Below are 23410 nucleotides of genomic sequence, written 5' to 3' on the forward strand. Positions count from 1 at the left end.
ATAGACGCCAGTTTGCGTTGATGAGACGCGGCTGTCTTGCTACAGCGCGGTCGGGCCATACTCTGCGACACCATAGTTAGGGTGATAGATATCCAGAGGTGAAACGCTGCCGCTACCGTAGTTGGCGTTGCCACGCGTGTGGTCAACGTTCACGCCTGTGAGTAACTCATGGCTTAGCGCGTCGGTGTCGAAAAAGCCGTGGATCTGATTATCAAAATTAAGGGTGTTGTAATGCTCATCGGAGACTGCGGTATTGCGTCTAATGGTGCGCATGTCGTCGTTCAGACTGGACATCACCACCGCATCATAATTGGATGTTTCGCCGAAATAGCGACCTTTCAGCACAGTTGACCAGTCTTTGCTGAAACTGTGGGTGTAGCTGTAGCCCACCGTTGATTGCTTGCGGCTAAACGTATTGTGGTTTGGCTCGACAGGGTAAGCATCAAGTGGCAGTTTACCATTGGGATTGGGGAACACCGTGCCATACCCAGGCAAAGAAGTGAGAACGCCTAGATTCGGATCGTGCTGGAAGCGTGAATAAAGCGTCAGACTGTTATTGTAGTCGGGGTTAAATGTGATAGAGGGTGCCAACGCGTAGCCTTTGGGTTTAGTGCTTTGTTGTATGCCGTCGGTGAGATGTCCGGTGGCTGCGAAACGATACAGAACAGTCCCGCTGTCATTCAATGCCCCACCAAAGTCCAGTCCAACCCGGCCATAATTGTTGGTGCCACCTTCGACTTCGACATGACGGATAGTTTCGCGCGTCGGCAATTTACTGGTCAGTGCGATGACGCCGCCGGGATTCGACAGGCCATAGAGCACTGAAGCGGGTCCGCGCAATACATCTATCTTTTCCAACAGGAAGGGGTCTACTTGCTGAATACCATACAGTAAGCCGTTGGTATTACATAAACCATCCTGAAAAACATCTGAGTTACCCGTGAAGCTGTAATTAAATCCGCGAATGGTGAATTGATCGAAAGCGGTTACGCCTCCCCGTTGTTCTGAACCCACGCCCGGCGTGTAGCGTAGCGCTTCATTAAGGCTGCGCGTGTTTTGGTCATCCATCTGTTGGCGGGTAATCACGGATACCGATTGCGGTGTTTCCACCAGCGGCGTGGCGGTTTTAGTGGCACTGCTGCTTTCCTTTGCCAAAAGCTTATTACCGTGTGATTTCTCTCCTTACGCAGTAACTGTCAACGTCGAATTATTTGGCTGCGCCCATGCACTTTGCCGTGCGAGGGTAAGTAGTGAAAGGCCTGTTACGGCGCGTTGCGTGAATTTTCCCCTTACTTAATACGTGGTTATGCGTCCCATAGAAATCCTCTACATGATAACAATCAAAAGGTTTTATTAATTTTTTATTTGATAATGATAATCAATATCGCTGATAACGCTGTAATGATATAGCATATGTAGTAATCAATAATGAGGCGGAAATTTAAGGTTTCGTTAAGGTAGAGGCAGGGATAGGGATATGGATACGAACGAGGGTTTGACCAGACGAACACTGATAAAAACAATGGTTATTGGCGCAGGCATCTCGCTCAGTAACGGATTTCTACCGCTGGCTTGGGCTGATGAACCCAAACCTAACAGAGGAGGCGTCTTGCGCGCAGCCTTTGCCAGTTCAAGCAGTGATTCCACCAACGTATTGCGATCCACCAATAGCAATATCGGCTATATACGCGCACGATTAGTGTGGGATTCATTAGCAGAAGTAGACAATCAGCGCATCGTCTGGCGCCTGATGGAATCAGCCGATCCCAATCGTGATGCTACGAGATGGACCGTTAAACTTCGCCAGGGCGTCACATTCAGTGATGGCCGTAAACTTACCAGTAAAGATGTGATGTTCAGTTTGCGTACTTGGCTGAGCCAGCCTAGCAGCCAAAATGGTTGGCTGAAGCCGCTCGATCTTGCCGCGTCTCGTCTTGAAGATGATCACACGCTGACATTGCAGTTGCACAAACCAGTGGGATCATTTGATTTATTACTGGCTCAGTCAATCTTCATATTTCCAGAAAATACGCAGGACTTTGCTGCTGCTATCGGCAGTGGATCCTACACGCTGAAATCCTGGTCACAGGATAAAAGTGTGTTGCAGGCACGCTCGGACTATTGGGATGCCGCAAACGGCGGTCCGTGGCTGGATGAGATTCAGCTCTACAGCATGAGTGACACCGCAGCACGTCTCAACGGCCTGAAAGCGGGGCAGTTTGATTATGTCGGTGGCATGGCGTCATTAACAGCGAGGGCAGAGCAGGCTAACCCGGCCGTGAAGCTGCGGCACTCACCAAAATCGGAAATGAGCAATCTGGCGTTCAGTATGAATCTCAGCAAAGCCCCATTTAACCAACCCGAAGTGGTGGAGGCGCTGAAATACGCGATTGACCGTGAAATGATGGTGCGGGTCGTGACCATGGGCTTGGGTGAAGTGGCTAACGATGCGCTGTGCGCAGGACAACCCTGGTTCAACACGGATTTGCCAGTCCGTCATTACGATCCTGAACGCGCCCGTTCGCTGTTGCAGAAGGCAGGCGTAAAGTCTGTTGCCGCCACGATACGCACCAGCGACTATGAATACGGCACCGCCGAAAGCGCCACGTTACTGTTGCGTCAGGCAAAAGGGGCGGGCTTTGATCTGCGACTGGATCGTGTGCCTGCTGCCGATTACTACAGCGATTTTAACCTGCTGCTCAACACGCCGTTGCAAACCAATCTCTACCATCCGATGCCGCTACCCGTTGCGCTGCCGTTCTACTACGGATCTGCGGCCCCCTGGTCATTCACCGGCCCCGCAACGCCGCAACTCGACGGCCTGATAAATGCCATGCAGGCAGCACGCGCCGATGCATTGCGCCAAGGTGTTGCTGATGTTCAGCACTATTTATGGCAGCAGGGCGGTGACGCCGTCTTTGCGCGTATTCCTTCTATTGCTGCTTCTGCGCCCGGCGTGTTTGGCGTGAAAGCGGTCGGTTTCTTCGACTACCCGCTGTTACGTGATGCCTGGCTGCGTCCAGCATGATGTTTAAGGATTCAATCAAACGCCTGCTGTGGCGCACCACACAGGCGGTTTTCACCCTATGGTTACTTTCGGTAATTATCTTTAGTGCCATGTCTCTGGTAAAAGGGGATGCCGCCACCCAGCGCCTTGCAAGGACGGGCAGTGGCGAGCAGATAACTGCTTTACGTTTGGAACTGGGACTTGATCAGCCTTTAGCAGCACGCTATCTGCAATGGGCTAATGGAGTTGTGCGCGGCCACTGGGGAACCAGCTATTTGAATGGGCGTCCGGTAAATAAGCTGCTCTGGGAGCGTGGGCGTTTCTCACTGGCGTTGGGTGCCAGTGCGAGTGTGTTACTGGTGATGATCGCCGTGATCACGGGCGTGTATTGCGGGCTGCATCTAGGTAGCGCCATCGATAGGCTCATTAGTCTTCTCTCTCTGGGATTGGTGGCGTTACCGGAGTTTGTGACCGGTACGCTGCTGGTGACGGTGTTTGCGTTAACGCTGCACTGGTTACCTGCGTTATCGCTCATCTCGCCAACCCAATCGCTGTGGTCACAGTGGTCACTGTTTATTCTGCCCATTCTGACACTGCTCAGCGTCTCTCTGGCGCAGAACATCAAATTGATCCGCCTCGGTGTTATGCGTGCCTCTCAATCCCCAGCTTGCGAGTGCGCTCGCCTGAATGGTGTCGCGGAACCACGCGTCGTGTTGCACTGGATCCTGCCAGAAGCGCTAGGCCATTGTTTACCGGTGTTGGCGCGATACATCACCTACTTGTTTGGCGGCGCGTTAACTGTTGAAACGCTTTTTGGCTGGCCAGGGTTGGCGGCGGCGCTATTCAATGCAACCTTATCGCGTGATACGCCAGTGGTGATGGGCATTGCGATGGTGATTTGTACGCTAACAGTGTTACTTAATCTTCTGGTCGATAGTCTGACCGCACTGCTTAACCCCGCCACCCGTCAGGGGGGCATTGATGCGTAAACGACAATATGCGGGAGTGGGATTGTTTCTGCTGGTGGCATTCATCAGCCTCATCGGTCCCTGGCTGGCACCTTATGCGATCGATGAAATACGCGATATGCCGTTTTCGGTGCCAAACTCGGCCGCCTGGATAGGGACGGATTATCTGGGAGAGGATGTATTCAGTCGTCTGCTCAGCGGCGGTCAGTACTTGCTGTTGCTGGCCTGCCTGAGCGTATTGCTGGCATGGCTTACAGGTGGATTACTGGGAATGTTTGCTGCGCTACAGGGGCGTTGGATTGATCGTGTGCTGCTGTTGATAGCGGACATCCTGCTGAGTATTCCGGGCCTGCTGTTGCTGACGCTGGTGGTTACGGTAAGCGGGCGTGGTTATCAGGCGGCGGTGTTCGCCGCGATGTTGGTGATGTTGCCGGATATTTTCCGTCTGGTACGTGCAGCGACACTGCAACAATTACAGCAAGATTACGTCGACATGGCGCGCTGCCGGGGTGAGTCACTGGCAGCGATTCTCTGTCGGGAGATTGCGCCTAACCTGTTGCCATTGCTCAGCGCAGATGTCGGCATTCGCTTGCTGGCAGCGATCTTTATTTTGGCGACCGCCAGTTTCCTTGGACTAGCTGCGCAACAACCCCTGGCTGACTGGGGTCTGATGATTATGGAGAACCGCCAAGGTTTGTCGTTCCAGCCCTGGGCAACGTTAGCGCCAATCATCGCAATCTTGCTGTTACTTATCCCCCTTAACCTGAGTCTTGATGGGCTAAATATTGACTCGCGCAGACGAAGATTTCTGCCAGACCCACAGTTTGCTGGCGCGCATAGCACCACCTGCAATGTGCTGGATATTCAGCAGTTCAGCTTAAAACTGCCTGAACAGACATTGATAAAAGCACTTTCGCTGCAGCTGAAAACCGGCGAAATTGCCGCGCTGGTGGGGTCTTCAGGCAGTGGTAAAAGTACGTTACTGCGTGCGGCACTGGGACACTTTCCCAACGCAACAGACGTCATTATCGGTGAGGTATGGCTGGCGGATCAGGCGCTGTCTTTGATGAATGCACGTGCGCTGCGAAAGTTACGTGCTCAACAAGTGGGATTTGTGCCGCAAGATCCACGTCTAAGCATGATGCCATCGCAAACCTTGGGCGCTTTTTTAGGTTTGATGGCAGCACGTCGCGGACTTACAGTTGCACAACGCGATCAGCAGGTGACGTCACATTTCCGGCAACTGGGATTACCGGATGATGAGGCGTTTTTACAGCGCTATCCGCATCAGATCTCCGGCGGGCAGCGCCAGCGGGTGATGGTGGTAGCCGCCATGCTCGGCTATCCCGCCTTGCTATTGATGGATGAACCTACCAGCGCCCAGGATGGGATTAGCACCCAAGCGGTAATGCACTGGATCGCCTCGACTGCGCGTGCGCGTCACATGAGCGTATTATTTGTCGCGCACGATTTTCCGCAGGCCAGCCAGATAGCCGACCGGATTCTGGTGATGTCACAGGGTGAAATGGTCGAACAACAACACACTCAGGCATTTTTGCGCGCGCCAAACAGTCAGGCAGGTCAACAGTCGCTTAACGCTTGGCAGCTATGCGCTCCCGCTCAGCCTGATGAATCCTCTTATCCAGTCCTGTTAAGTGGTGAGGGGATTGGTGCTGCCTATGACGGCCGAACGGCTCTCGTATCGTTGCAATTTTCACTGAGATGCGGTGAGACGCTGACCATTGCTGGTCGATCCGGCGGCGGTAAAACCACTTTCCTGCGTACCCTGGCAGGCTTACAACCTGATGCCAGCGGCACATTAAGCATGCAGAACACGATGCTACCGCTAAAAATTCATCAACGTAGCCAGTCGCAAAAATGGCAGCTGCAATATGTTGCACAGAATCCCGCCAGCTCCCTGAATCCTTTCTATTGCGTGCGTGCGTTGCTGCAACGCCCCCTGCGTCTTATTGAACCCACGCTGAATGCCGAACAGTGTGAACAGAGGATCCGCTCGGTGTTGAGCCAGGTTGGCCTTGAGCCGAATCTGCTCTCCCGAAAACCAGCCATGCTCTCCGGCGGTCAGCAGCAACGTGTGGCGTTGGCAAGAGCGTTGATTTCCTGCCCAGACATTTTGTTGTGCGATGAAGTGACCAGCGCAGTGGATGGGCCAACTCGCATGGAGTTAGTAAAACTCCTGCAACATTTGCAGCGAAATCAAGGAATTGCCCTAATGATTATCACCCATGACTTAACCCTTCCTAAGCCGTTGGGAGGCACACTCATGGTGATCGATCAGGGTCGCGTGTCTGAACTGCTTGCCCGGCCCGCGCATGAGGTGACGCGCCAGCTAATTGGAGCAGCCCAACTCACAACGGATACACAACGATGACTTCACCCTGGATTCGAACGTTAAGCGGATGCGAGACGCCCAAGTTGCAGCTGTTTTGCCTGCCGCATGCAGGTGGTAACGCTGGGCTCTATCGTGGCTGGCGTGAGCATCTTCTACCGGAAATTGAATTGAATGTGATCTGCTATCCCGGTCGTCTGGAACGCTGGCAGCAGCCCATCCCGGCTTCTATGCCAGAACTGGTGCGGGAAGTTGCGCGGGCCATTGCCCCTCGTCTTGGCGAGCACTGGGCCATGTTCGGTCACAGCATGGGCGCGGTTGTCGCGCATGAAACTGTACTGGCATTGCAGCGTGAGGACTTACCTCAGCCGCAGTTGCTGGCGGTTTCCGCCCGCGAGGCCCCGCAGTTTCACCAGCTAGGTATCCTGCACCAGCAGGATGATGAGGCACTGTGTAATGAGCTACTGCGTTTGGACGGTACCGACCCTGCGTTGTTGGCACTGCCGGGGATGCGCGAACTTATCCTGCCTACTATGCGGGCCGATTATGCGTTGATTGAGCAGTGGCAACTGAGTTCAACACAGCTGCTGTCATGCCCAATTGCCGCCTTCGTGGGAAGCGAGGATCCGGAACTTGATCAGCAGCAGGCTGAAGGGTGGGCCACCTGGACAACGGCCAGTTTCACTCTGGATCGTTTTCGCGGTGGTCATTTTTATTTCAGTGAACAGCCGCAACCGCTTATCTCAAGGTTGCAGGCACGTTTAAAGGCGGTTCAGGCGCTTTCCTGAGCCTGTTCAGGCTGCGGTTGTGCCGGACGAATTAACCACAGTGCCGCCAGACCGGCTATTACGCTGGTCACGGCTGCTACGCGGAACAATAGGTTGAGTGCATCAACCCATGCCTGCTGCGCCTGTAACTGCAGTCCGGGTACGGCAGTGAGTACATTGAATCGCGCGTTGCTGATGGCCTGTAATGCTGAAGCAGGTTCACTGATGTCTGAAGCGCTCAACCGGGAAAGCGGCAACGCTTGCTGAATCACATGACTGAGTAGCAGCCCAAACAGGGCGATACCCACGGCGGTGCCAAGGGGGAAGAAAGTATTGGCAGTTCCCGACGCGGCACCCGCTTGGTGCGCAGGAACGACGCTGACGGCAAGATCCATCAGATGCGGCATGGTTAGGTCAGCACCGACGCCCTGCATCAGCAGTAGCGGCAGGATCACCAACCAGTCGCTGTTGATTTGTACATGGCTGCTCATTGTCAGGCCAATGGCGACAATGAACATGCCAATAGCCAGCAACACGCGTACGGGAATCAGTCGCGAGAGCGGGCCGCTCAATCCGGCGGCGATCACCATCGCCAGCGACTGGCTTAACAGAATCAAACCGGTGTGCCACACCGAGTAGTGCAGCAGGCCATTAAGCCAAAGCGTAATAAACGGCAGCAAGCCAAAGCTGAAAATGCGACCTGCAAAGCTGAGCAGGATGGCACCGAGAAAAGTCGGGATGCGAAACAGGCGCAAATGCAGCAGGGCGCGATCGCCACGATGGCCCTCGATCCATAAGAATAATACTGCCGAAATTAACCCGATAAGCAGCGCGTGGCAGACATAGGGAGCGGAGTCTGATGAAAAGTTTAATGCTGCATAGTTCAGGCTAAACAGGCTTAGGGTTACGAAAACTGCGCCTGCTACATCCAGAGGATAACGCGGTGCAGGTAACGGTTTCTCATCAACATAGCGCAGGGTGAAGAAGATGATCAGTAATCCAACCGGGGTGTTAATGGCAAACAGCCACGGCCAACTGGCCCCTTGGATCAGCATGCCGCCAATCAGTGGTCCGGTTGCTGCTGACACCGCGCCACCTGCTGCAAACAATCCCACCGCGCTTGTGCGGACCTGCGGCGGTTCACCCTCACAGGCACTGGCGATCAATGCCAGCGCAGTACCCAGAACCATGGCACCGCCTGCGCCCTGGAGAACACGAGCGATAATCAGCGCATTGATTGAAGGTGCCATTGCGCAGCCCAGTGAAGCCAGTACGAATACCCCGTTACCACACAGGAAAATGGGGCGTCGACCCATCCGGTCGGAAATAGCGCCAGCCAGCAATAGCAATGCGGCAAAGCTCAGCGTATATCCATTCATCACCCACTGTAGCTGTGCGAGATTAGTTAGCAAATCTTTACTTATTTTTGGCAGTGCGATGTTCACTACCGTGATGTCCAGCGTCATGATGGCTGCGCTCAATGCTGCGACTAATGTGGTTCATTTACGATTTTTCGCCCGTTCCTTATCCATTAACATGCCGTTTTTCCTCGATTTCATATCGTCATTTACAAATTGTTTTAAAAAATCCCCTGATAATGGTTATCATTTATGCTTGCAATAAGTGATGTTATAACATATGAGTCTTTGCGGTAATGCGTTAAGCCAACGCTGCGATATAAATTTTCTAAATGGCTTTATGATGTAACTCGGGGAAGGACAAGGACTATGGCAAGTACCCTTAAGCACAAAATCTGCACTGATATTGCACCCTTTCTTCCCGGCAGCATGCCGGATCGGCTTCCTGATGACTGCGACCTGATCGGCCTCGGTCTCGACTCGCTGGCGATGATGAAACTCGCCGCCATGTGGCGTCGGCAAGGTTACGATATTTCTTTCGCCCGGCTTATTCAACAGCCACGTTTTGATGCTTGGCTGGCTTTAATAGAGAGTCAACCGTAACCGGAGCCGCAGGGGAAAATGCAGCTTTGCTTGGCCTGCATGAAAACGAACCTTTCCCGCTGGCACTAATGCAGTATGCTTATTGGGTCGGACGTGACAGCAGCCAACATTTGGCTGGTGTGGCTGCGCATTTCTACCATGAGTTCGACCGGCCGCAGATTGATGCCGCGCGTCTGGAAAGCGCGGTGCGCCAGCTTCTGGCACGCCACGGTATGTTGCGAGTGGTCATTCTGGACGAGGGGCAACAGCAAGTACTTGAGGAAGGACGCTGGCCTGGGTTGAAAGCGTACGATTTACGTCAGGAAACAGCGGAAACGGCCACGCTAAGGCTTGAAGCTATTCGCGCAGCACTTTCGCACCGCCAGCTCAGCATTGATCAAGGCGAGGTGTTTGATGTGCGCCTGACGCATAAGCCTGCCAGTCTTGGCGGAGGCTGCCGTCTGCACTTCAATCTCGACATGATCGCAGCGGATGCCATGAGCCTGCGCGTGCTGCTGGACGATCTGGCTGTGCTCTATCTTGAGTCTCAGCAGCCGCTTCCCGCGCTGGATCTCTCCTACCGCCAGTACCAGCAACTACGCAGCGTCTGGTTGCAGGAACCGCAGCAGCAGACACGTTATGCAGAAGATAAGCAGTGGTGGCTTGCACGTTTAGCCGATCTGCCCGGTGCGCCCGTTTTGCCCACCGCCAGTTCGGATAAGCTCACCGCAAACCAGACCGTAGTGCGTCGTCACCGTTGGTTTGGTGCCAGCGCTCGTCAGCAACTAGAAGCCAAAGCACGAGAACATCAGCTGACATTGCCGATGATGATCACCGCCGCCTTTGCGGAGGTGCTGGCCCAGTTCAGTGACGAAGAGGATTTCATTCTTAACCTGCCCCTGTTCAACCGCGAACAACTTCACCCCAATGTGTCCGCGTTGGTAGGGGATTTCACTTCATCAGTGTTGCTGGCATGGCAGGGCAGCAAACCGGGCAGCTTCCTCGAACGAGCGCAGCGCCTGCAACAGCAGTTCCGCCAGGATGCGGCACATGCCCACTTCTCTGGCGTTGAGGTGTTACGCGAAGCGACACGCCTGCGCGGTCAACAGCAGTTTGCTCCAGTAGTGTTCACCAGCGCATTGGGGTTGGGAGAGCTGTTTAGCGAACGCGTACAGCAAGCCTTTGGGCAGCCCGGCTGGATTGTCTCACAGGGGCCACAGGTGTGGCTGGATGCGCAAATCACCGAGTTAAATCAGGGCATTCTGGTGAACTGGGACGCGCGTGAAGCCAGTTTCGCGCCGGACATGCTCGATTTGATGTTCGGTCAATTTATTGACCTGCTTGAGGCGCTTATCGCCAGCGAGCAAGTATGGCAACAGCAGGTGAAGAGTGCTTTACCGTCGGCGCAGCAGGCTGTGCGCCAGCGGGCTAATGCCACCGAGGTGCCTTTACCTGAAGAGTGTCTGCACAGTGCCTTTTTCCGTCTGGCAAAACAGCAGCCGGAGGCACCCGCGCTGTTTGGCGCACATCAGACGCTAAGTTATGGCGAAGTGTCAGAACAGGCACGCCGTCTGGTGGCACATCTGCAAAACCAAGGCGTGCAACCCGGTGAACTGGTCGCCATCGCCTTACCTAAGGGGCCGGAACAGATTATTGCGGTACTGGGCGTGCTTGCCAACGGTGCCGCCTGGTTGCCGCTCAACCACCTGCAGCCGGAACATCGTATTAACGCCATCCTGCAAAATGCCGGGGTGAAACACGTTATTCACCAACTGCCGGATAATGCTCAACTGCCTGCGCCAGCAGCGGTGAGCAGCGGGGATCCTAAGCAACTCGCTTATGTTATTTATACATCTGGCTCAACCGGTACGCTGAAAGGGGTTGAAATCAGCCATCTCGCGGCGAAAAACACCATTGATGATCTTAACCGCCGCTATCCGATGGGGGATCGCATGCGCACCTTGGCGGTATCGGCGCTGAGTTTCGATCTGGCGATTTACGATATCTTCGCGCCACTGTCGGTGGGGGGGCGGTGGTATGTATTGAGGATGAGATCTGGCGTGATGCCCAGTGCTGGGTGGCGCTGATTCGGCAGCATCAGGTCAGTGTGCTGAACTGCGTACCCGCTATCGCGGAGATGACCTTTACCAGTGCCGCTTCTGATAATCTCACGTTACCGCTGCAAATTGTGCTGCTGGGTGGCGACTGGGTTCCCCTTGATCTGCCAAAAAAATACACGCGGTGGCAGCGCAGTGCCGCTGCATTGCGTTAGGTGGCACCACCGAAACCGCCATTCATTCCACGGTACAGGAAATCACCACTGTCCCCTACAACTGGCGCTCCGTGCCTTACGGTTATCCACTCGACAACGTACGTTGCCGGGTAGTGGACAGCTTAGGTCGCGACCGCTTTGACTGGGTGAGTGGCGAGCTGTGGATTGGTGGCGCAGGTGTCGCACTTGGTTATCGCCATGACGCTGAACGAACCGCCGACCGTTTTGTGATGCAGGACGGTGAACGCTGGTATCGCACCGGCGACCTGGCACGGCTCTGACCACACTCAACACCGGTAAACCTGATGAAGAAGCCATTACCGTCAGGCAGAGTAAATACCTGAACAACCTTGTGGAGCAGGACCACCGGAATATCAAACGGCGGATACGCCAGATGCTGGGATTCAAATCGTTTCGACGAGCGCAGACGATACTGGCGGGCATTGAGTTAATCCACATGATACGCAAAGGGCAGCTTCATCATCCTGCCGGAGATAGATTGTCCCCGGCAGAACAATTCTGTCTGTTGGCTGCCTGAAAAGCAGGCAGTGCAAAACTTCGGCTGATCCTCCGTCGTTAATGCGACAGAACCCTCAAAAACAGCGGGTTGTCTGATGACCAGGTGTATGACCTTTTTTGTCATGTATGCCAAGCCTGTGGTGGGCGAGCTATCGGTACCAAGGAGTCGCCCGCATTACCCGCAGATGCAGAGTATCTGTCCATCCAACTGGGTGATTTTGATTCACTGGCGGTCTGGCTCGTTGATGGCTGGCCTGTTGCCGCCAGTGATGAGGCCGTATGGATAGATTGGTGTATCGCCGATTGGCATCCTTAACCCAAGATCAAGATACATAGTAATCAAATATTGATTGTATATTGTAACGATACGCGATATGGTTTGTGCATGATTATTGGATTTCGCCACAAAGGGCTTGAAGCCTTCTACAGAACCGGTACAACCAGGGGTATCCAAACGGTACACGCCGCCAAGTTGAACCGTATTCTTGGCTTGTTGGACATTGCTGAAAGTCCGGGAGATCTTGACGTGCCGTCGTTTAAGTTGCATCTGCTCAAAGGTGAGCTTAAAGGTCACTGGTCAATATGGGTTAATGGTAATTGGCGAGTGACGTTCCGCTTTGTGGGTTCCAATATTGAACTGGTCGATTACCTCGACTATCACTAGGGAGCAAAATACCATGATGAAATATCCCCCCCATCCTGGCGAGCTGCTGCGTGAGGATGTAATAAATGCGCTAGGTTTGTCAGTGACTCAAGTCGCCGAACATCTTGGCATGTCGCGCGTGTCCCTTTCCCGTGTGATCAATGGGCATGCTGCTGTGAGTTCAGATCTTGCTTTGCGGCTTGAAATGGCAGGTATCAGTACGGCGCGTGCATGGCTGGCCATGCAGCTAAACTACGATTTGGCACAGGCACGCCAGCATCCGCAACCTAAAATTCATCCACTGCGTGTTGTAGCCGCTTAAGCAGAATTTTGGGATGCCTGACGTCTCCCCCATCTTTGTTTCGCAAACGGGTTGTTGCGAAACAAAGATGGCTAACACTGTAAACACCAGAAGCGGTAATATTTGCCGCCGGGTTGGTTTTTAAAAATCTTCTCTTTAACCAGCTAAAATACCCTTTTCATGAGAATAAATAAGAGAGTGTATGCTTCCTGTCAATAACAACCCTGATTTGCCTTTGCAGACGTATCTTCGTTCTGCAGGGGATGCCACATCTTCAGGCAGTGTTTCTCAGACTGCCACCGTTCCACTCAGACCCGATGAGTATTATGCCCTCTGGTCTGAGTGGGAAGAAAATGCCATGCCAGGTATGGGGGAGAAACGGGACATTGCCGTGGCAAGAATGCGTGAGTGTCTGGAAACAGGCAGAGAGTTGCTTGACTTGGCTCAACTACAACTTAGTTCATTGCCCGAATCACTTCCGCCATACATTAGGGAATTAATCGTCTATAGAAATCATCTCAGTAAATTACCTGACAATTTACCGGAAACATTGATTTATATTAATGTTTCCGATAACGAACTTATAGAAATTCCCGCAAATCTCCCTCCCAGGCTTGTTGAGTTTAATTTAGAAAATAATCAGTTGGAAAGCATTCCTGGTGACCTGCCCAATACTATTAAAAAGCTTAATTTAGCTGAAAATAGATTATCAATCCTGCCAGACCATCTACCTGATAGCCTGCAGTATTTAGATTTACAGGATAATCAATTTCACACACTTCCTGTTTCAACCGGACGTATTTCACCGGAGGCTAATGTTTTTGTCGAAGATAATCCGTTTCCAGAACGAACCCTCCGCAGACTCATGGATCTGGCTCAAATGGGAGATTATACCGGGCCACAGTTCTATTTCTCCATGTTAGAAGATGAAGCTGATGTCGTGTCCTGTCCCCTGACCGAAGTGGTGAAAGACTGGCTGTCAGCACAGTTATCAGACAGCACATGGGCAGCCATTGAAAAGGAGGACAACGCGGCGACCTTCAGCGCGTTCCTCAGCCGCCTGGGCGAGACCCGAAACGCGCGAGAAAATCCGGCATTTAAGGCGCGGGTGTCTGACTGGCTGACCCGCCTGGCAGAAACCCCCGCGCTGCGGGAGACAACATTTGCCGTGGCCCAGGAGGCCACCACAAGCTGCGAAGACAGGGTGACACTCGCCTGGAACGATATGCAGAAAGTGGCGCTGGTGTACGACGTTGAAAACGGTGCCTGGGACGACAGACTGCCGGAATTAATGACTGTCGGCTGTGAGATGTTCCGCCTTGAACAGCTTGAGCAGGCAGCCCGTGACAAGGTTAAAACGCTCCGGTTCGTTGATGAAGTTGAGGTTTACCTGGCATACCAGACCGGCCTGCGCGATGCACTGAGGCTGACCTCTGCGGGAGAAAGAATGCGCTATGGTGACGTCTCCGGCGTGACGCAGGAAGACCTGGATCGGATACTGGTACAGGTCAGAGAGCGGGAAAAACGGGCGTTTCCCACCTGGCTGGCACAGTGGACTCCCTGGAAAACGGCACTGTACCGGACCAGCCCCGGATTTGTCGAGAACATGCAGGAGCAGCAGACAGGGGCTTTAAACGACACTTATCGTCAGCGCGTGGATGCAGAACTGAAGGCCGCTGGGGTGAAGGGCATTGCTGATGCCGAAGTGGCTGTTGGCAAAAAAGTCTGGGATGAAATGACGGGTGAGAACGACACCGCCCTTACCCGCGCGTTCCTGCAAAACCGGTACTGTGCCCTGATGGCTGATAAGCGCCCGGAGCAGGCCCTGAAAGCCGTGACTGAACTGACTTCGGTTGCTGCCTCCGCCCCTGCGGTGGCGGCTATGGCAGTCCGACCCGGCAATGTCAACGAGGTTCACCCCGGCAGCCTGCTGGCAACCAAGGTGGCAGCAGGCGGAATGGCTCCCCTTGCAGAGGCATGGGTTTCTTTATTACACCGGTTGTACGAGAACAAATACCTCGACAAAGAGGAGGTAATATCAGCACTGCTGCCGCATAAAAAGGAGCACAGCGTTGGATCCCTCGCCCATGCCATTGCCGGCGCAGCATGGAATTCTGAGGCTGCAACGAAGCTTTGCGCCCTGCTGTCTGACGTTGCCGGCAGCGATGAAAATTCACGTCAGGACATCATGGCGCGTCTGTCGCTGAAATTGCCCGGCGACAGGTTCAGTCAGCTTAACCCTGACCAGGCTGCAGATTTCTATGAACGCGCAAAAAATGCAGATAAATTCAGCCGAAATGAAGCGGCCAAGGCACACCTGAAAGAAGGGGGGCTCATTCAGGAAAGCCGCGAACTGTACAGGATGGTCGGGTAGCAGCACCTTGCTGCGCCTTGCCTTCCATCAATTAATGAGCTTTCGGATTTTTAAATCAGCGTGACACTTCAGGCCTGATTCATATTTACCTTTCACTCTCTGGTTTTCAGCGCTTCCGTGAGCACTTCTACAGCCCATTCCGGGCAAGTTCTGGAACTGGGCTTGTCCGGGTCATTTACCCACGATCTGACCGTTCTGACGGAGCAGGGGCGGCGCGTGTACCCCAGCGCTGAAGCGTTGAATGGTCAACGACAATACCGCGTTTGGCCATCATCTCTTCCAGGTTCCGCAAACTCAGTGAGTAAGCGAGATACCAGCGAACACATTGCGCGATAACATCGACAGGGTAATGCAGGCGACTGAAGGCTTTTCGCATCAGAGACAGGGTCAGGGAGCATCAAGAAAAACAGTATCTTACCTGACGCCGCCTTAATGCGACAGAACCGCGCGGCGAATCTGTCTTGTTGTCGAGGAAGCGGGATTTCACAGATGTGAAAACTGACACGATAACCTAATTCGTTATGCTCAAACTTGTGGCTTCAAAAGACCTATTATTGCCCTTACTAACCGACATAGTAAATTTTGACTATAATTGATCTCTTGAGGAAGTGGATCCTCAAACATTATTTTACTAATCATCAATTAAATCAAAGAGGAATGTATCATTATGAACAAATTTAGCAAATTACTCACTGCTATGTTGCTTGCTGGTTCCGCGTTTTCTGCTACAACTGCTACTTCCCATGCTGACCCTGCACCTATCCAGTGCCAGGATGGTGAAATCGCTGCACTGGATCTTGCAGGCAAATGGATTTGCATTGTAGTTAAATGATACCGGAATAACCAAAACTTTAAGGCCTGCTTTAGCGGGCTTTATTATTTTAATGGGCCGCGTGACAATTTTGGGGATGCAGTTTAGAGCTAGCGGGCTTTTGCTTAAGTGACGTGGTGTGAAGAAAAGCGCAGCCTATTGCAGGACTGCGCCAGTATCAAAGCGCTTCGTCACAATAGCTGGGGTTACGATACGTGTGCGGCCAATGTTGCTGCGTTGCAGCAGTCCGGCGCGGTAGTCGCCGGTCACCAGGTAGTCGGCCTCACCCGCCAGTGCCATTGCCAACAAGAAGGCGTCGTTCGGATCATCCGCTTCTATGCCTTCTGGCAGAGGCGGCAGCGCGTTTAGCACGATGGCCCGTTGTATGTTGTTAACCATTGTGCCGACGCGGTGCGCAGGAAGGATGGACTTTAGTTTGGGGTAACGGCTCACTCGCCGCAGTTCGTCGAGCTGCGCGGCCCCTGTTACCAGGTTGAAGCGGCCCGCCTGCCAAGCGCGATAGATGATGTCGGGCGGACTATACGGTGAGATCAGTGCAGCAAGCAGCACGTTGGTGTCCAGGATGACGATCATCAGTGCTCACGCGCCCACTGCACCGCCTCGTCGATAAGGTCGTTCAGTTCGGACTCGTTCATACCAGCTGCGGCGGTCTTGGCTTGCTCGACAGCCTGCTCAAAGAGGTAGGCACGCACCGCCTCCTCAATGAATCTTGATAGGTCGCCCTTGCGTCCGCCGCCTTGCGCGGCAATGAACATGCGCACGGACTGATCTACGTCCGGCGACACGGCGATATTCCAGCGAACGGTATTCATTTCACTCTCCAAATCACTATTTGAGTGTATAAGTGTTTATACGCTCAACTGTTTGTCCTTGCAATGGTTAGATAAAACAAAGGTTTCTATCTCTTAAGAGATTCTGTCGCATTAAGGTGGCGTCAGGTAAGATACTGTTTTTCTTGATGCTCCCTGACCCTGTCTCTGATGCGAAAAGCCTTCAGTCGCCTGCATTACCCTGTCGATGTTATCGCGCAATGTGTTCGCTGGTATCTCGCTTACTCACTGAGTTTGCGGAACCTGGAAGAGATGATGGCCGAACGCGGTATTGTCGTTGACCATTCAACGCTTCATCGCTGGGGTATCCGCCTGGTGCCGTTGCTGGATAAGGCGTTGCGTCGGCATAAACGAGGGTCTTCCGCAACTTGAACCCTGTCAGTAATTCTGTGTAACTGCCACCGTATTAAAGGTGCTCGTTTAAGCGATCACCGAACTCGATAATAAAACGACTCATTGCCAGCCGCCAGTTCTTGATCGGCATACTCCATTTTTTTGATGCATCCTTGATCGCCAGATAAATAACCTTTCGCACTGAGTCGTCTGTCGGGAACACTTTGCGTTTTTTGATGGCTGCACGGATCACGCTGTTCAGCGACTCGATAGCGTTGGTCGTGTAGATGGCTTTGCGGATATCGGCTGGATAGCCGAAGAACGTATTGAGATTTTCCCAGTGCGTACGCCAGCTTTTACTGATTTGCGGATACTTGTCATCCCAGACACCCGCGAACGCATCCAGTGCCATCAGCGCGGCTTCTTCTGTCGGGGCCTGGTAGACCGTCCTCAACCCGCGGGTGACGGCTTTATAGTCCTTTCACGCCACGTATTTCAGGCTGTTGCGGACCCTATGGATGATACAGAGCTGGAGATGCGTCTGAGGATAGACGCTGTTTATTGCATCCGGGAAGCCCTTCAGCCCATCCACGCAGGCAATCAGGATATCCTGAAGACCCCGGTTTTTAAGCTCGGTCAGCACGCTAAGCCAGAACTTTGCACCTTCATTTTCTGCCAGCCACATGCCCAACAGTTCTTTCTGGCCTTCGGTGTTAATGCCCAGGGCAAGGAAGACAGCTTTGTTAATTACGCTGCCACTGTGGCGGACTTTCACGACAATGCAGTCAAGGTAAACAATAGGATACAGGGCATCCAGAGGTCGATTTTGCCATTCAGCGACCTGCTCTTTAACGGCATCGGTCACTTTAGATATCAGCGTTGGCGACACATCGGCGTCGTACATTTCCTTGAACGTGGCGACGATTTCCCGCGTGGTCATGCCTTTGGCGTACAGGGATAAAATCTGGCTGTCCATCTGCGTGATACGCGTCTGGTTTTTCTTTATCAACTGCGGCTCGAAGGTGTTTTCACGGTCACGTGGCGTGTTCAGTTCGATTTCGCCATCGTCGCACAGCAGCGTTTTAGAGGAATAGCCATTACGGGTATTCGAACCGGATTTTGGGGCATTTTTCTCGTGCCCGAGGTGGTCGGTCAGTTCAGCGTTCAGCGCCGTTTCAACGGTTAGCTTCGTCAACATGCGGGAAAACTGATTGAGATCAGCGTCGGTTTTAAGACCTTTAGCCAGTTCAGCAGCGAGTGCCCTGAGTTTCTTTTCGTCCATAATTTGCCTGTCTCCATTGTTGGAGTGAACATATCAAAAACAGGCAGATACACAATTTAAATTACAGGCTCGAATTAGGGACAGGCTCTCTTACCATAAAACCGTGGACAGTTTTACTTGACCACTACACATTAAGTACATTAACGTTCAGTCTGACGTCCAGATACACATGTGATATTAAACCTGCAGCATAATCACCAAAGTTTCCTGACCAGTTTCCTCTTATTGCCACCTATCGCTTCAGCGCTTCTGTACGGGCCTCCCTGTTAAGGCTTCCGGTTTGTGCTCCGGAAACCATCCCGTACAGTTCCCGGCTTTCCGGAATGAGGCGACCTTCTTTCAGGTGTGCCTTGGCCGCGTCATTTCGGCTGAGTTTATCTGCCTTTTTTGCGCGTTTGTAGAAATCTGCAGCCTGGTCAGGGTTAAGCTGACTGAACCTGTCGCCGGGCAATTTCAGCGACAGACGCGCCATGATGTCCTGACGTGAATTTTCATCGCTGCCGGCAACGTCAGACAGCAGGGCGCAAAGCTTCGTTGCGGCCTCAGAATTCCATGCTGTGTCGGCAATGGCATGAGCGAGGGATCCCCCCCTGTGCTCCTTTTTATGCGGCAGCAGCGCTGATATTACCTCCTCTTTGTCAAGGTATTTGTTTTCGTACAACCGGTGTAATAAAGAAACCCATGCCTCTGCAAGGGGAGCCATTCCGCCTGCTGCTACCCTGGTTGCCAGCAGGCTGCCGGGGTGGGCCTCGTTGACATTGCCGGGTCGGACTGCCATAGCCGCCACCGCAGGGGCAGAGGCGGCAACCGAAGTCAGTTCAGTCACGGCTTTCAGGGCCTGCTCCGGGCGCTTATCAGCCATCAGAGCACAGTACCGGTTTTGCAGGAACGCGCGGGTAAGGGCAGTCTCGTTCTCACCCGTCATTTCATCCCAGACTTTTTTGCCAACAGCCACTTCGGCATCAGCAATGCCCTCCACCCCAGCGGCCTTCAGTTCTGCATCCACGCGCTGACGATAAGTGTCGTTTAAAGCCCCTGTCTGCTGCTCCTGCATGTTCTCGACAAATCCGGGGCTGGCCCGGTACAGCGCCGTTTTCCAGGGGGCCCACTGTGCCAGCCAGGTGGGAAACGCCCGTTTTTCCCGCTCTCTGACCTGTACCAGTGCCCGATCCAGGTCTTCCTGCGTCACGCCGGAGACGTCACCATAGCGCATTCTTTCTCCCGCAGAGGTCAGCCTCAGTGCATCGCGCAGGCCGGTCTGGTATGCCAGGTAAACCTCAACTTCATCAACGAACCGGAGCGTTTTAACCTTGTCACGGGCTGCCTGCTCAAGCTGTTCAAGGCAGAACATCTCACAGCCGACAGTCATTAATTCCGGCAGTCTGTCATCCCAGGTACCGCTTTCAACGTCATACACCAGCGCCACTTTCTGCATATCGTTCCAGGCGAGTGTCACCCTGTCTTCGCAGCTTGTGGTGGCCTCCTGGGCTACGGCAAATGTTGTCTCCCGCAGCGCGGGGGTTTCTACCAGCCGGGTCAGCCAGTCAGTCACCCGCGCCTTAAATGCCGGGTTTTCTCGCGCGTTTTGGGTTTCGCCCAGGCGGCTGAGGAACGCGCTGAAGGCCGCCGCGTTGTCCTCCTTTTCCATGGCTGCCCAGGCACTTTCTGCCGTCTGTGCTGACAGCCAGTCTTTCACCGCTTCACTCAGGGGACGGGGCGGGGCATCAGCCCTATTTTCTGACATGGAGAAAAAGAACCGTGGCCCGGTATAATCTGCCATCTGAACCCAATCCATGAGTCTGCGGCGGGTGCGTGCTGAAAACGGATTACCGTCCAAAAAAACTCTGGCCTCCGATGGAAGACGCCAAAGGGAAGCAGGAATTGTTTGCAATTGATTATTTTGTAAAAATAAATACAGTAGGCTATCAGGTAGATGATCCGGCAGGGTTGATAATCTATTGTCAGCTAAATCAAGCGCCTCAATAGTATCGGGCAGATTACCGGGAATACTTTCCAACTGATTGCTTTCTAGAGTTAATTCCTTAAGCCCGGGTGGTAGATTTTCGGGGATTTCTGTAAGTTCATTATAGGAAACAAAAATATCAGTCACTGTCTCAGGGAGGTTATCCGGTAATTTGCAGAGGTGGTTGTCACTAACGTTCAGTAACGTGATGTTGGGGGGAAGTCTTTCGGACAATGAACTGAGGCGTAGTCCAGCCAGGTAAAGCTCCTTATAGTCTGTTTCTAGACACGCGCACATTCTTGCCACGGCAATGTCCCGTCTCTCCCCCCCACCTGACGGGGCGTTTTTTTCCCACTCAGACCAGAGGGCATAATACTCATCGGGTCTGAGTGGAACGGTTGTCGTGTGAGAAACATTGCCTGAGGATGTGGCATCCCTTGCAGAACGGAGACCCGTCTGAAAAGGCTGATAAGGGTTATTATTGACAGGAAGCATGACACTCTCTTAATTATTCTAATGAAGTGGGTAACTTCGCCCGAAAAAAAGAATATAATTGAAAACTGACCAGGCAGCAAATACAGCGCAACATTGCCACTGTGGGTATTTACGGTGTTAACCCTCTTTAAAATTCGGCTGTAGTGTATCAGCGTTCATGGTTAGGAAGCTCAAAAAAGGCCGATTCAGTTTCCTGCCCCTCCAGATACCGTCTGGGCATCGATAAAATAAGCAAGCTCATCATTGCGCTGTATATAACTGGCCATAGGGTTACGAAGCCGCTGAATATTGTCACCAGAAGGTGTTTCGCTATTTAATGCAGTAAGAAAACTGTAAAAAAAATAGTCCCCGTCCGAAGGGGCATTCGTTTATTCTCCCTTGATGACCGGGGGAATAATGGCCATTTTGCAGTCTCTCAGTTTAATAACCCGACCCAATGTCCTCCTGTCATCCCCCGTCGATATACGGTTGATTGCTTCCCCCTGCACATTAAGTACATTAATGTTCAATCTGACGTCCAGATACACATGTGATATTAAACCTGCAGCATAATCACCAAAGTTTCCCGACCAGTTTCCTCTTATTGCAATCCATCGCTTCAGCGCTTCTGTACGGGCCTCCCTGTTAAGGCTTCCGGTCTATGTTCCGAAAGCCATCCCGTACAGTTCCCGGCTTTCCGGAATGAGGCGACCTTCTTTCAGGTGTGCCTTTGCCGCTTCATTTCGGCTGAGTTTATCTGCCTTTTTTGCGCGTTCGTAGAAATCTGCAGCCTGGTCAGGGTTAAGCTGACTGAACCTGTCGCCGGGCAATTTCAGCGACAGACGCGCCATGATGTCCTGACGTGAATTTTCATCGCTGCCGGCAACGTCAGACAGCAGGGCGCAAAGCTTCGTTGCGGCCTCAGAATTCCATGCTGCGCCGGCAATGGCATGAGCGAGGGATGCAACGCTGTGCTCCTTTTTATGCGGCAGCAGCGCTGATATTACCTCCTCTTTGTCAAGGTATTTGTTTTCGTACAACCGGTGTAATAAAGAAACCCATGCCTCTGCAAGGGGAGCCATTCCGCCTGCTGCTACCCTGGTTGCCAGCAGGCTGCCGGGGTGGGCCTCGTTGACATTGCCGGGTCGGACTGCCATAGCCGCCACCGCAGGGGCAGAGGCGGCAACCGAAGTCAGTTCAGTCACGGCTTTCAGGGCCTGCTCCGGGCGCTTATCAGCCATCAGAGCACAGTACCGGTTTTGCAGGAACGCGCGGGTAAGGGCAGTCTCGTTCTCACCCGTCATTTCATCCCAGACTTTTTTGCCAACAGCCACTTCGGCATCAGCAATGCCCTCCACCCCAGCGGCCTTCAGTTCTGCATCCACGCGCTGACGATAAGTGTCGTTTAAAGCCCCTGTCTGCTGCTCCTGCATGTTCTCGACAAATCCGGGGCTGGCCCGGTACAGCGCCGTTTTCCAGGGGGTCCACTGTGCCAGCCAGGTGGGAAACGCCCGTTTTTCCCGCTCTCTGACCTGTACCAGTGCCCGATCCAGGTCTTCCTGCGTCACGCCGGAGACGTCACCATAGCGCATTCTTTCTCCCGCAGAGGTCAGCCTCAGTGCATCGCGCAGGCCGGTCTGGTATGCCAGGTAAACCTCAACTTCATCAACGAGCCGGAGCGTTTTAACCTTGTCACGGGCTGCCTGCTCAAGCTGTTCAAGGCGGAACATCTCGCATCCGGCAGTCATTAATTCCGGCAGTCTGTCATCCCAGGTACCGTTTTCAACGTCATACACCAGCGCCACTTTCTGCATATCGTTCCAGGCGAGTGTCACCCTGTCTTCGCAGCTTGTGGTGGCCTCCTGGGCCACGGCAAATGTTGTCTCCCGCAGCGCGGGGGTTTCCACCAGCCGGGTCAGCCAGTCAGTCACCCGCACCTTAAATGCCGGGTTTTCTCGCGTGTTTTGGGTTTCGCCCAGGCGGCTGAGGAACGCGCTGAAGGCCGCCGCGTTGTCCTCCTTTTCCATGGCTGCCCAGGCACTTTCTGCCGTCTGTGCTGACAGCCAGTCTCTCACCGCTTCACTCAGGGGACGAGGCGGGGCATCAGCCCTGTCTTCTGACATGGAGAAAAGGAACTGTGGCCCGGTATAATCTGCCATCTGAACCCAATCCATGAGTCTGCGGAGGGTGCGTGCTGAAAACGGATTACCGTCCAAAAAAACGCCAGCCTCCGATGGAAGACGCCAAAGGGAAGCAGGAATTGTTTGCAATTGATTATTTTGTAAAAATAAATACAGCAGGCTATCAGGTAGATGATCCGGCAGGGTTGATAATCTATTGTCAACTAAATCAAGCACCTCAATAGTATCGGGCAAATTACCGGGAATACTTTCCAACTGATTTTTCCCTAAAATTAATCTCTCAAGCCTGGGGGGGAGGTTTTCGGGAGTTTCTGTAAACTCGTTATCGGAAACAATAAGATCAGTCACTGTCTCAGGGAGGTTATCCGGTAATTTGCAGAGGTGGTTGCCACTAACGTTCAGTGATGTGATGTT

At 53.1% G+C, this 23410-nt stretch carries 18 protein-coding genes and 7 pseudogenes; 16 read left to right on the forward strand and 9 right to left on the reverse strand.

The annotated features are described in order from the left end of the window. Positions 1–39 precede the first annotated feature (39 nt). Positions 40–1155: a TonB-dependent receptor plug domain-containing protein gene (locus SYMBAF_RS01505; protein WP_052447672.1), complete on the reverse strand. Its 1116-nt coding sequence runs from the start codon at positions 1153–1155 to the stop codon at positions 40–42. Between the two features lie 322 nt (positions 1156–1477). Here SYMBAF_RS01505 and SYMBAF_RS01510 point away from each other — a divergent pair, with 322 nt between their 5' ends. The 4 genes from SYMBAF_RS01510 to SYMBAF_RS01525 are packed head-to-tail and all read left to right on the forward strand — an operon-like array spanning position 1478 to position 7113. After that, entirely contained in the window at positions 1478–3028 is a 1551-nt protein-coding gene (locus SYMBAF_RS01510; RefSeq protein WP_040264350.1) for an ABC transporter substrate-binding protein, read from the forward strand. Then, complete coding sequence (locus SYMBAF_RS01515; RefSeq protein ID WP_052447671.1) at positions 3025–3996, forward strand: ABC transporter permease; 972 nt, start codon at positions 3025–3027, stop codon at positions 3994–3996. The genes SYMBAF_RS01510 and SYMBAF_RS01515 overlap by 4 nt, the downstream gene beginning before the upstream one ends. After that, on the forward strand, positions 3989–6367 hold the full coding sequence (locus SYMBAF_RS01520; protein WP_040264348.1) for an ABC transporter ATP-binding protein/permease: 2379 nt from the start codon (positions 3989–3991) through the stop codon (positions 6365–6367). Before SYMBAF_RS01515 ends, SYMBAF_RS01520 begins: the two co-directional genes overlap by 8 nt. Then, positions 6364–7113 (forward strand): thioesterase II family protein, encoded by a 750-nt coding sequence (locus SYMBAF_RS01525; RefSeq protein ID WP_082026869.1) that lies wholly within the window; start codon positions 6364–6366, stop codon positions 7111–7113. The genes SYMBAF_RS01520 and SYMBAF_RS01525 overlap by 4 nt, the downstream gene beginning before the upstream one ends. Here SYMBAF_RS01525 and SYMBAF_RS01530 read toward each other — a convergent pair. Continuing rightward, positions 7098–8573: an MFS transporter gene (locus tag SYMBAF_RS01530; protein WP_228457244.1), complete on the reverse strand. Its 1476-nt coding sequence runs from the start codon at positions 8571–8573 to the stop codon at positions 7098–7100. The two genes, SYMBAF_RS01525 and SYMBAF_RS01530, sit on opposite strands and share 16 nt — an antisense overlap. Before the next feature lie 246 nt (positions 8574–8819). On the opposite strand from SYMBAF_RS01530, the gene SYMBAF_RS01535 reads away from it, so the two are divergent. The 8 genes and pseudogenes from SYMBAF_RS01535 to SYMBAF_RS01575 all read left to right on the forward strand — a co-directional run bounded on the left by SYMBAF_RS01535 (position 8820) and on the right by SYMBAF_RS01575 (position 15141). Further along, positions 8820–9053, forward strand: coding sequence for a phosphopantetheine-binding protein (locus tag SYMBAF_RS01535; protein ID WP_052447668.1), 234 nt, complete (start codon positions 8820–8822; stop codon positions 9051–9053). A 68-nt stretch (positions 9054–9121) separates the two neighbouring features. Next, positions 9122–11585, forward strand: a pseudogene (locus SYMBAF_RS01540) (AMP-binding protein). Further along, positions 11579–11842: pseudogene (locus SYMBAF_RS01555) on the forward strand (DDE-type integrase/transposase/recombinase); the annotation flags it as partial. The pseudogenes SYMBAF_RS01540 and SYMBAF_RS01555, both read left to right, overlap by 7 nt. A gap of 69 nt (positions 11843–11911) precedes the next feature. Continuing rightward, a complete protein-coding gene (locus SYMBAF_RS01560; protein WP_175576941.1) occupies positions 11912–12139 on the forward strand; it encodes a ribulokinase in 228 nt (75 codons plus the stop codon). Between the two features lie 69 nt (positions 12140–12208). Next, positions 12209–12487 (forward strand): type II toxin-antitoxin system RelE/ParE family toxin, encoded by a 279-nt coding sequence (locus tag SYMBAF_RS01565; RefSeq protein WP_040264344.1) that lies wholly within the window; start codon positions 12209–12211, stop codon positions 12485–12487. Between the two features lie 13 nt (positions 12488–12500). Continuing rightward, complete coding sequence (locus SYMBAF_RS01570) at positions 12501–12788, forward strand: HigA family addiction module antitoxin (protein ID WP_040264342.1); 288 nt, start codon at positions 12501–12503, stop codon at positions 12786–12788. Between the two features lie 181 nt (positions 12789–12969). Then, a pseudogene (locus SYMBAF_RS18260) lies at positions 12970–13152 on the forward strand (leucine-rich repeat domain-containing protein); the annotation flags it as partial. Positions 13153–13632: 480 nt separating this feature from the next. Then, complete coding sequence (locus SYMBAF_RS01575; protein ID WP_052447664.1) at positions 13633–15141, forward strand: NEL-type E3 ubiquitin ligase domain-containing protein; 1509 nt, start codon at positions 13633–13635, stop codon at positions 15139–15141. A 205-nt stretch (positions 15142–15346) separates the two neighbouring features. Here SYMBAF_RS01575 and SYMBAF_RS01580 read toward each other — a convergent pair. Then, positions 15347–15526, reverse strand: a pseudogene (locus SYMBAF_RS01580) (IS6 family transposase); the annotation flags it as partial. A 282-nt stretch (positions 15527–15808) separates the two neighbouring features. Here SYMBAF_RS01580 and SYMBAF_RS01585 point away from each other — a divergent pair. Then, positions 15809–15973: a hypothetical protein gene (locus tag SYMBAF_RS01585; RefSeq protein WP_160289782.1), complete on the forward strand. Its 165-nt coding sequence runs from the start codon at positions 15809–15811 to the stop codon at positions 15971–15973. Positions 15974–16108: 135 nt separating this feature from the next. On the opposite strand, the gene SYMBAF_RS01590 is transcribed toward SYMBAF_RS01585, so the two are convergent. Beyond that, positions 16109–16546, reverse strand: a complete 438-nt coding sequence (locus SYMBAF_RS01590) for a putative toxin-antitoxin system toxin component, PIN family (RefSeq protein WP_052447663.1) — start codon at positions 16544–16546, stop codon at positions 16109–16111. Beyond that, positions 16546–16785, reverse strand: coding sequence for a ribbon-helix-helix domain-containing protein (locus SYMBAF_RS01595; protein ID WP_040264340.1), 240 nt, complete (start codon positions 16783–16785; stop codon positions 16546–16548). Before SYMBAF_RS01595 ends, SYMBAF_RS01590 begins: the two co-directional genes overlap by 1 nt. 159 nt (positions 16786–16944) lie before the next feature. On the opposite strand from SYMBAF_RS01595, the pseudogene SYMBAF_RS01600 reads away from it, so the two are divergent. Further along, a pseudogene (locus SYMBAF_RS01600) lies at positions 16945–17157 on the forward strand (IS6 family transposase); the annotation flags it as partial. Between the two features lie 52 nt (positions 17158–17209). Here the strand turns inward: SYMBAF_RS01600 and SYMBAF_RS01605 are convergent. Further along, positions 17210–18418 (reverse strand): annotated as a pseudogene (locus tag SYMBAF_RS01605) (IS256 family transposase). 232 nt (positions 18419–18650) lie between these two features. Further along, positions 18651–20213, reverse strand: coding sequence for an NEL-type E3 ubiquitin ligase domain-containing protein (locus tag SYMBAF_RS01610; protein ID WP_237162916.1), 1563 nt, complete (start codon positions 20211–20213; stop codon positions 18651–18653). Positions 20214–20230: 17 nt separating this feature from the next. On the opposite strand from SYMBAF_RS01610, the gene SYMBAF_RS17450 reads away from it, so the two are divergent. Next, positions 20231–20404, forward strand: coding sequence for a hypothetical protein (locus tag SYMBAF_RS17450; protein WP_226020455.1), 174 nt, complete (start codon positions 20231–20233; stop codon positions 20402–20404). A 289-nt stretch (positions 20405–20693) separates the two neighbouring features. Here SYMBAF_RS17450 and SYMBAF_RS18265 read toward each other — a convergent pair. Continuing rightward, positions 20694–20876 (reverse strand): annotated as a pseudogene (locus SYMBAF_RS18265) (leucine-rich repeat domain-containing protein); the annotation flags it as partial. A gap of 638 nt (positions 20877–21514) precedes the next feature. After that, positions 21515–23029, reverse strand: a complete 1515-nt coding sequence (locus tag SYMBAF_RS01615; RefSeq protein ID WP_082026865.1) for an NEL-type E3 ubiquitin ligase domain-containing protein — start codon at positions 23027–23029, stop codon at positions 21515–21517. A gap of 17 nt (positions 23030–23046) precedes the next feature. Between SYMBAF_RS01615 and SYMBAF_RS01620 the strand changes: the two genes are divergently transcribed. Next, the gene (locus SYMBAF_RS01620; protein WP_160289781.1) at positions 23047–23220 is read left to right on the forward strand and encodes a hypothetical protein; all 174 of its coding nucleotides are present in this window, start codon (positions 23047–23049) and stop codon (positions 23218–23220) included. Positions 23221–23410: the final 190 nt, after the last annotated feature.

The organism is Serratia symbiotica (assembly GCF_000821185.2).
Taxonomy (GTDB): Bacteria; Pseudomonadota; Gammaproteobacteria; order Enterobacterales; family Enterobacteriaceae; genus Serratia; species Serratia symbiotica.

Coding starts and splice junctions, on each gene's coding strand:
- SYMBAF_RS01510 (WP_040264350.1), top strand. CDS start 1,478: ATGGATACGAACGAGGGTTTGACCAGACGAACACTGATAAAAACAATG.
- SYMBAF_RS01515 (WP_052447671.1), top strand. CDS start 3,025: ATGATGTTTAAGGATTCAATCAAACGCCTGCTGTGGCGCACCACACAG.
- SYMBAF_RS01520 (WP_040264348.1), top strand. CDS start 3,989: ATGCGTAAACGACAATATGCGGGAGTGGGATTGTTTCTGCTGGTGGCA.
- SYMBAF_RS01525 (WP_082026869.1), top strand. CDS start 6,364: ATGACTTCACCCTGGATTCGAACGTTAAGCGGATGCGAGACGCCCAAG.
- SYMBAF_RS01535 (WP_052447668.1), top strand. CDS start 8,820: ATGGCAAGTACCCTTAAGCACAAAATCTGCACTGATATTGCACCCTTT.
- SYMBAF_RS01565 (WP_040264344.1), top strand. CDS start 12,209: ATGATTATTGGATTTCGCCACAAAGGGCTTGAAGCCTTCTACAGAACC.
- SYMBAF_RS01570 (WP_040264342.1), top strand. CDS start 12,501: ATGATGAAATATCCCCCCCATCCTGGCGAGCTGCTGCGTGAGGATGTA.
- SYMBAF_RS01575 (WP_052447664.1), top strand. CDS start 13,633: ATGGATCTGGCTCAAATGGGAGATTATACCGGGCCACAGTTCTATTTC.
- SYMBAF_RS01585 (WP_160289782.1), top strand. CDS start 15,809: ATGAACAAATTTAGCAAATTACTCACTGCTATGTTGCTTGCTGGTTCC.
- SYMBAF_RS01590 (WP_052447663.1), bottom strand. CDS start 16,546: ATGATCGTCATCCTGGACACCAACGTGCTGCTTGCTGCACTGATCTCA.
- SYMBAF_RS01595 (WP_040264340.1), bottom strand. CDS start 16,785: ATGAATACCGTTCGCTGGAATATCGCCGTGTCGCCGGACGTAGATCAG.
- SYMBAF_RS01610 (WP_237162916.1), bottom strand. CDS start 20,213: ATGGATTGGGTTCAGATGGCAGATTATACCGGGCCACGGTTCTTTTTC.
- SYMBAF_RS01615 (WP_082026865.1), bottom strand. CDS start 23,029: ATGGATTGGGTTCAGATGGCAGATTATACCGGGCCACAGTTCCTTTTC.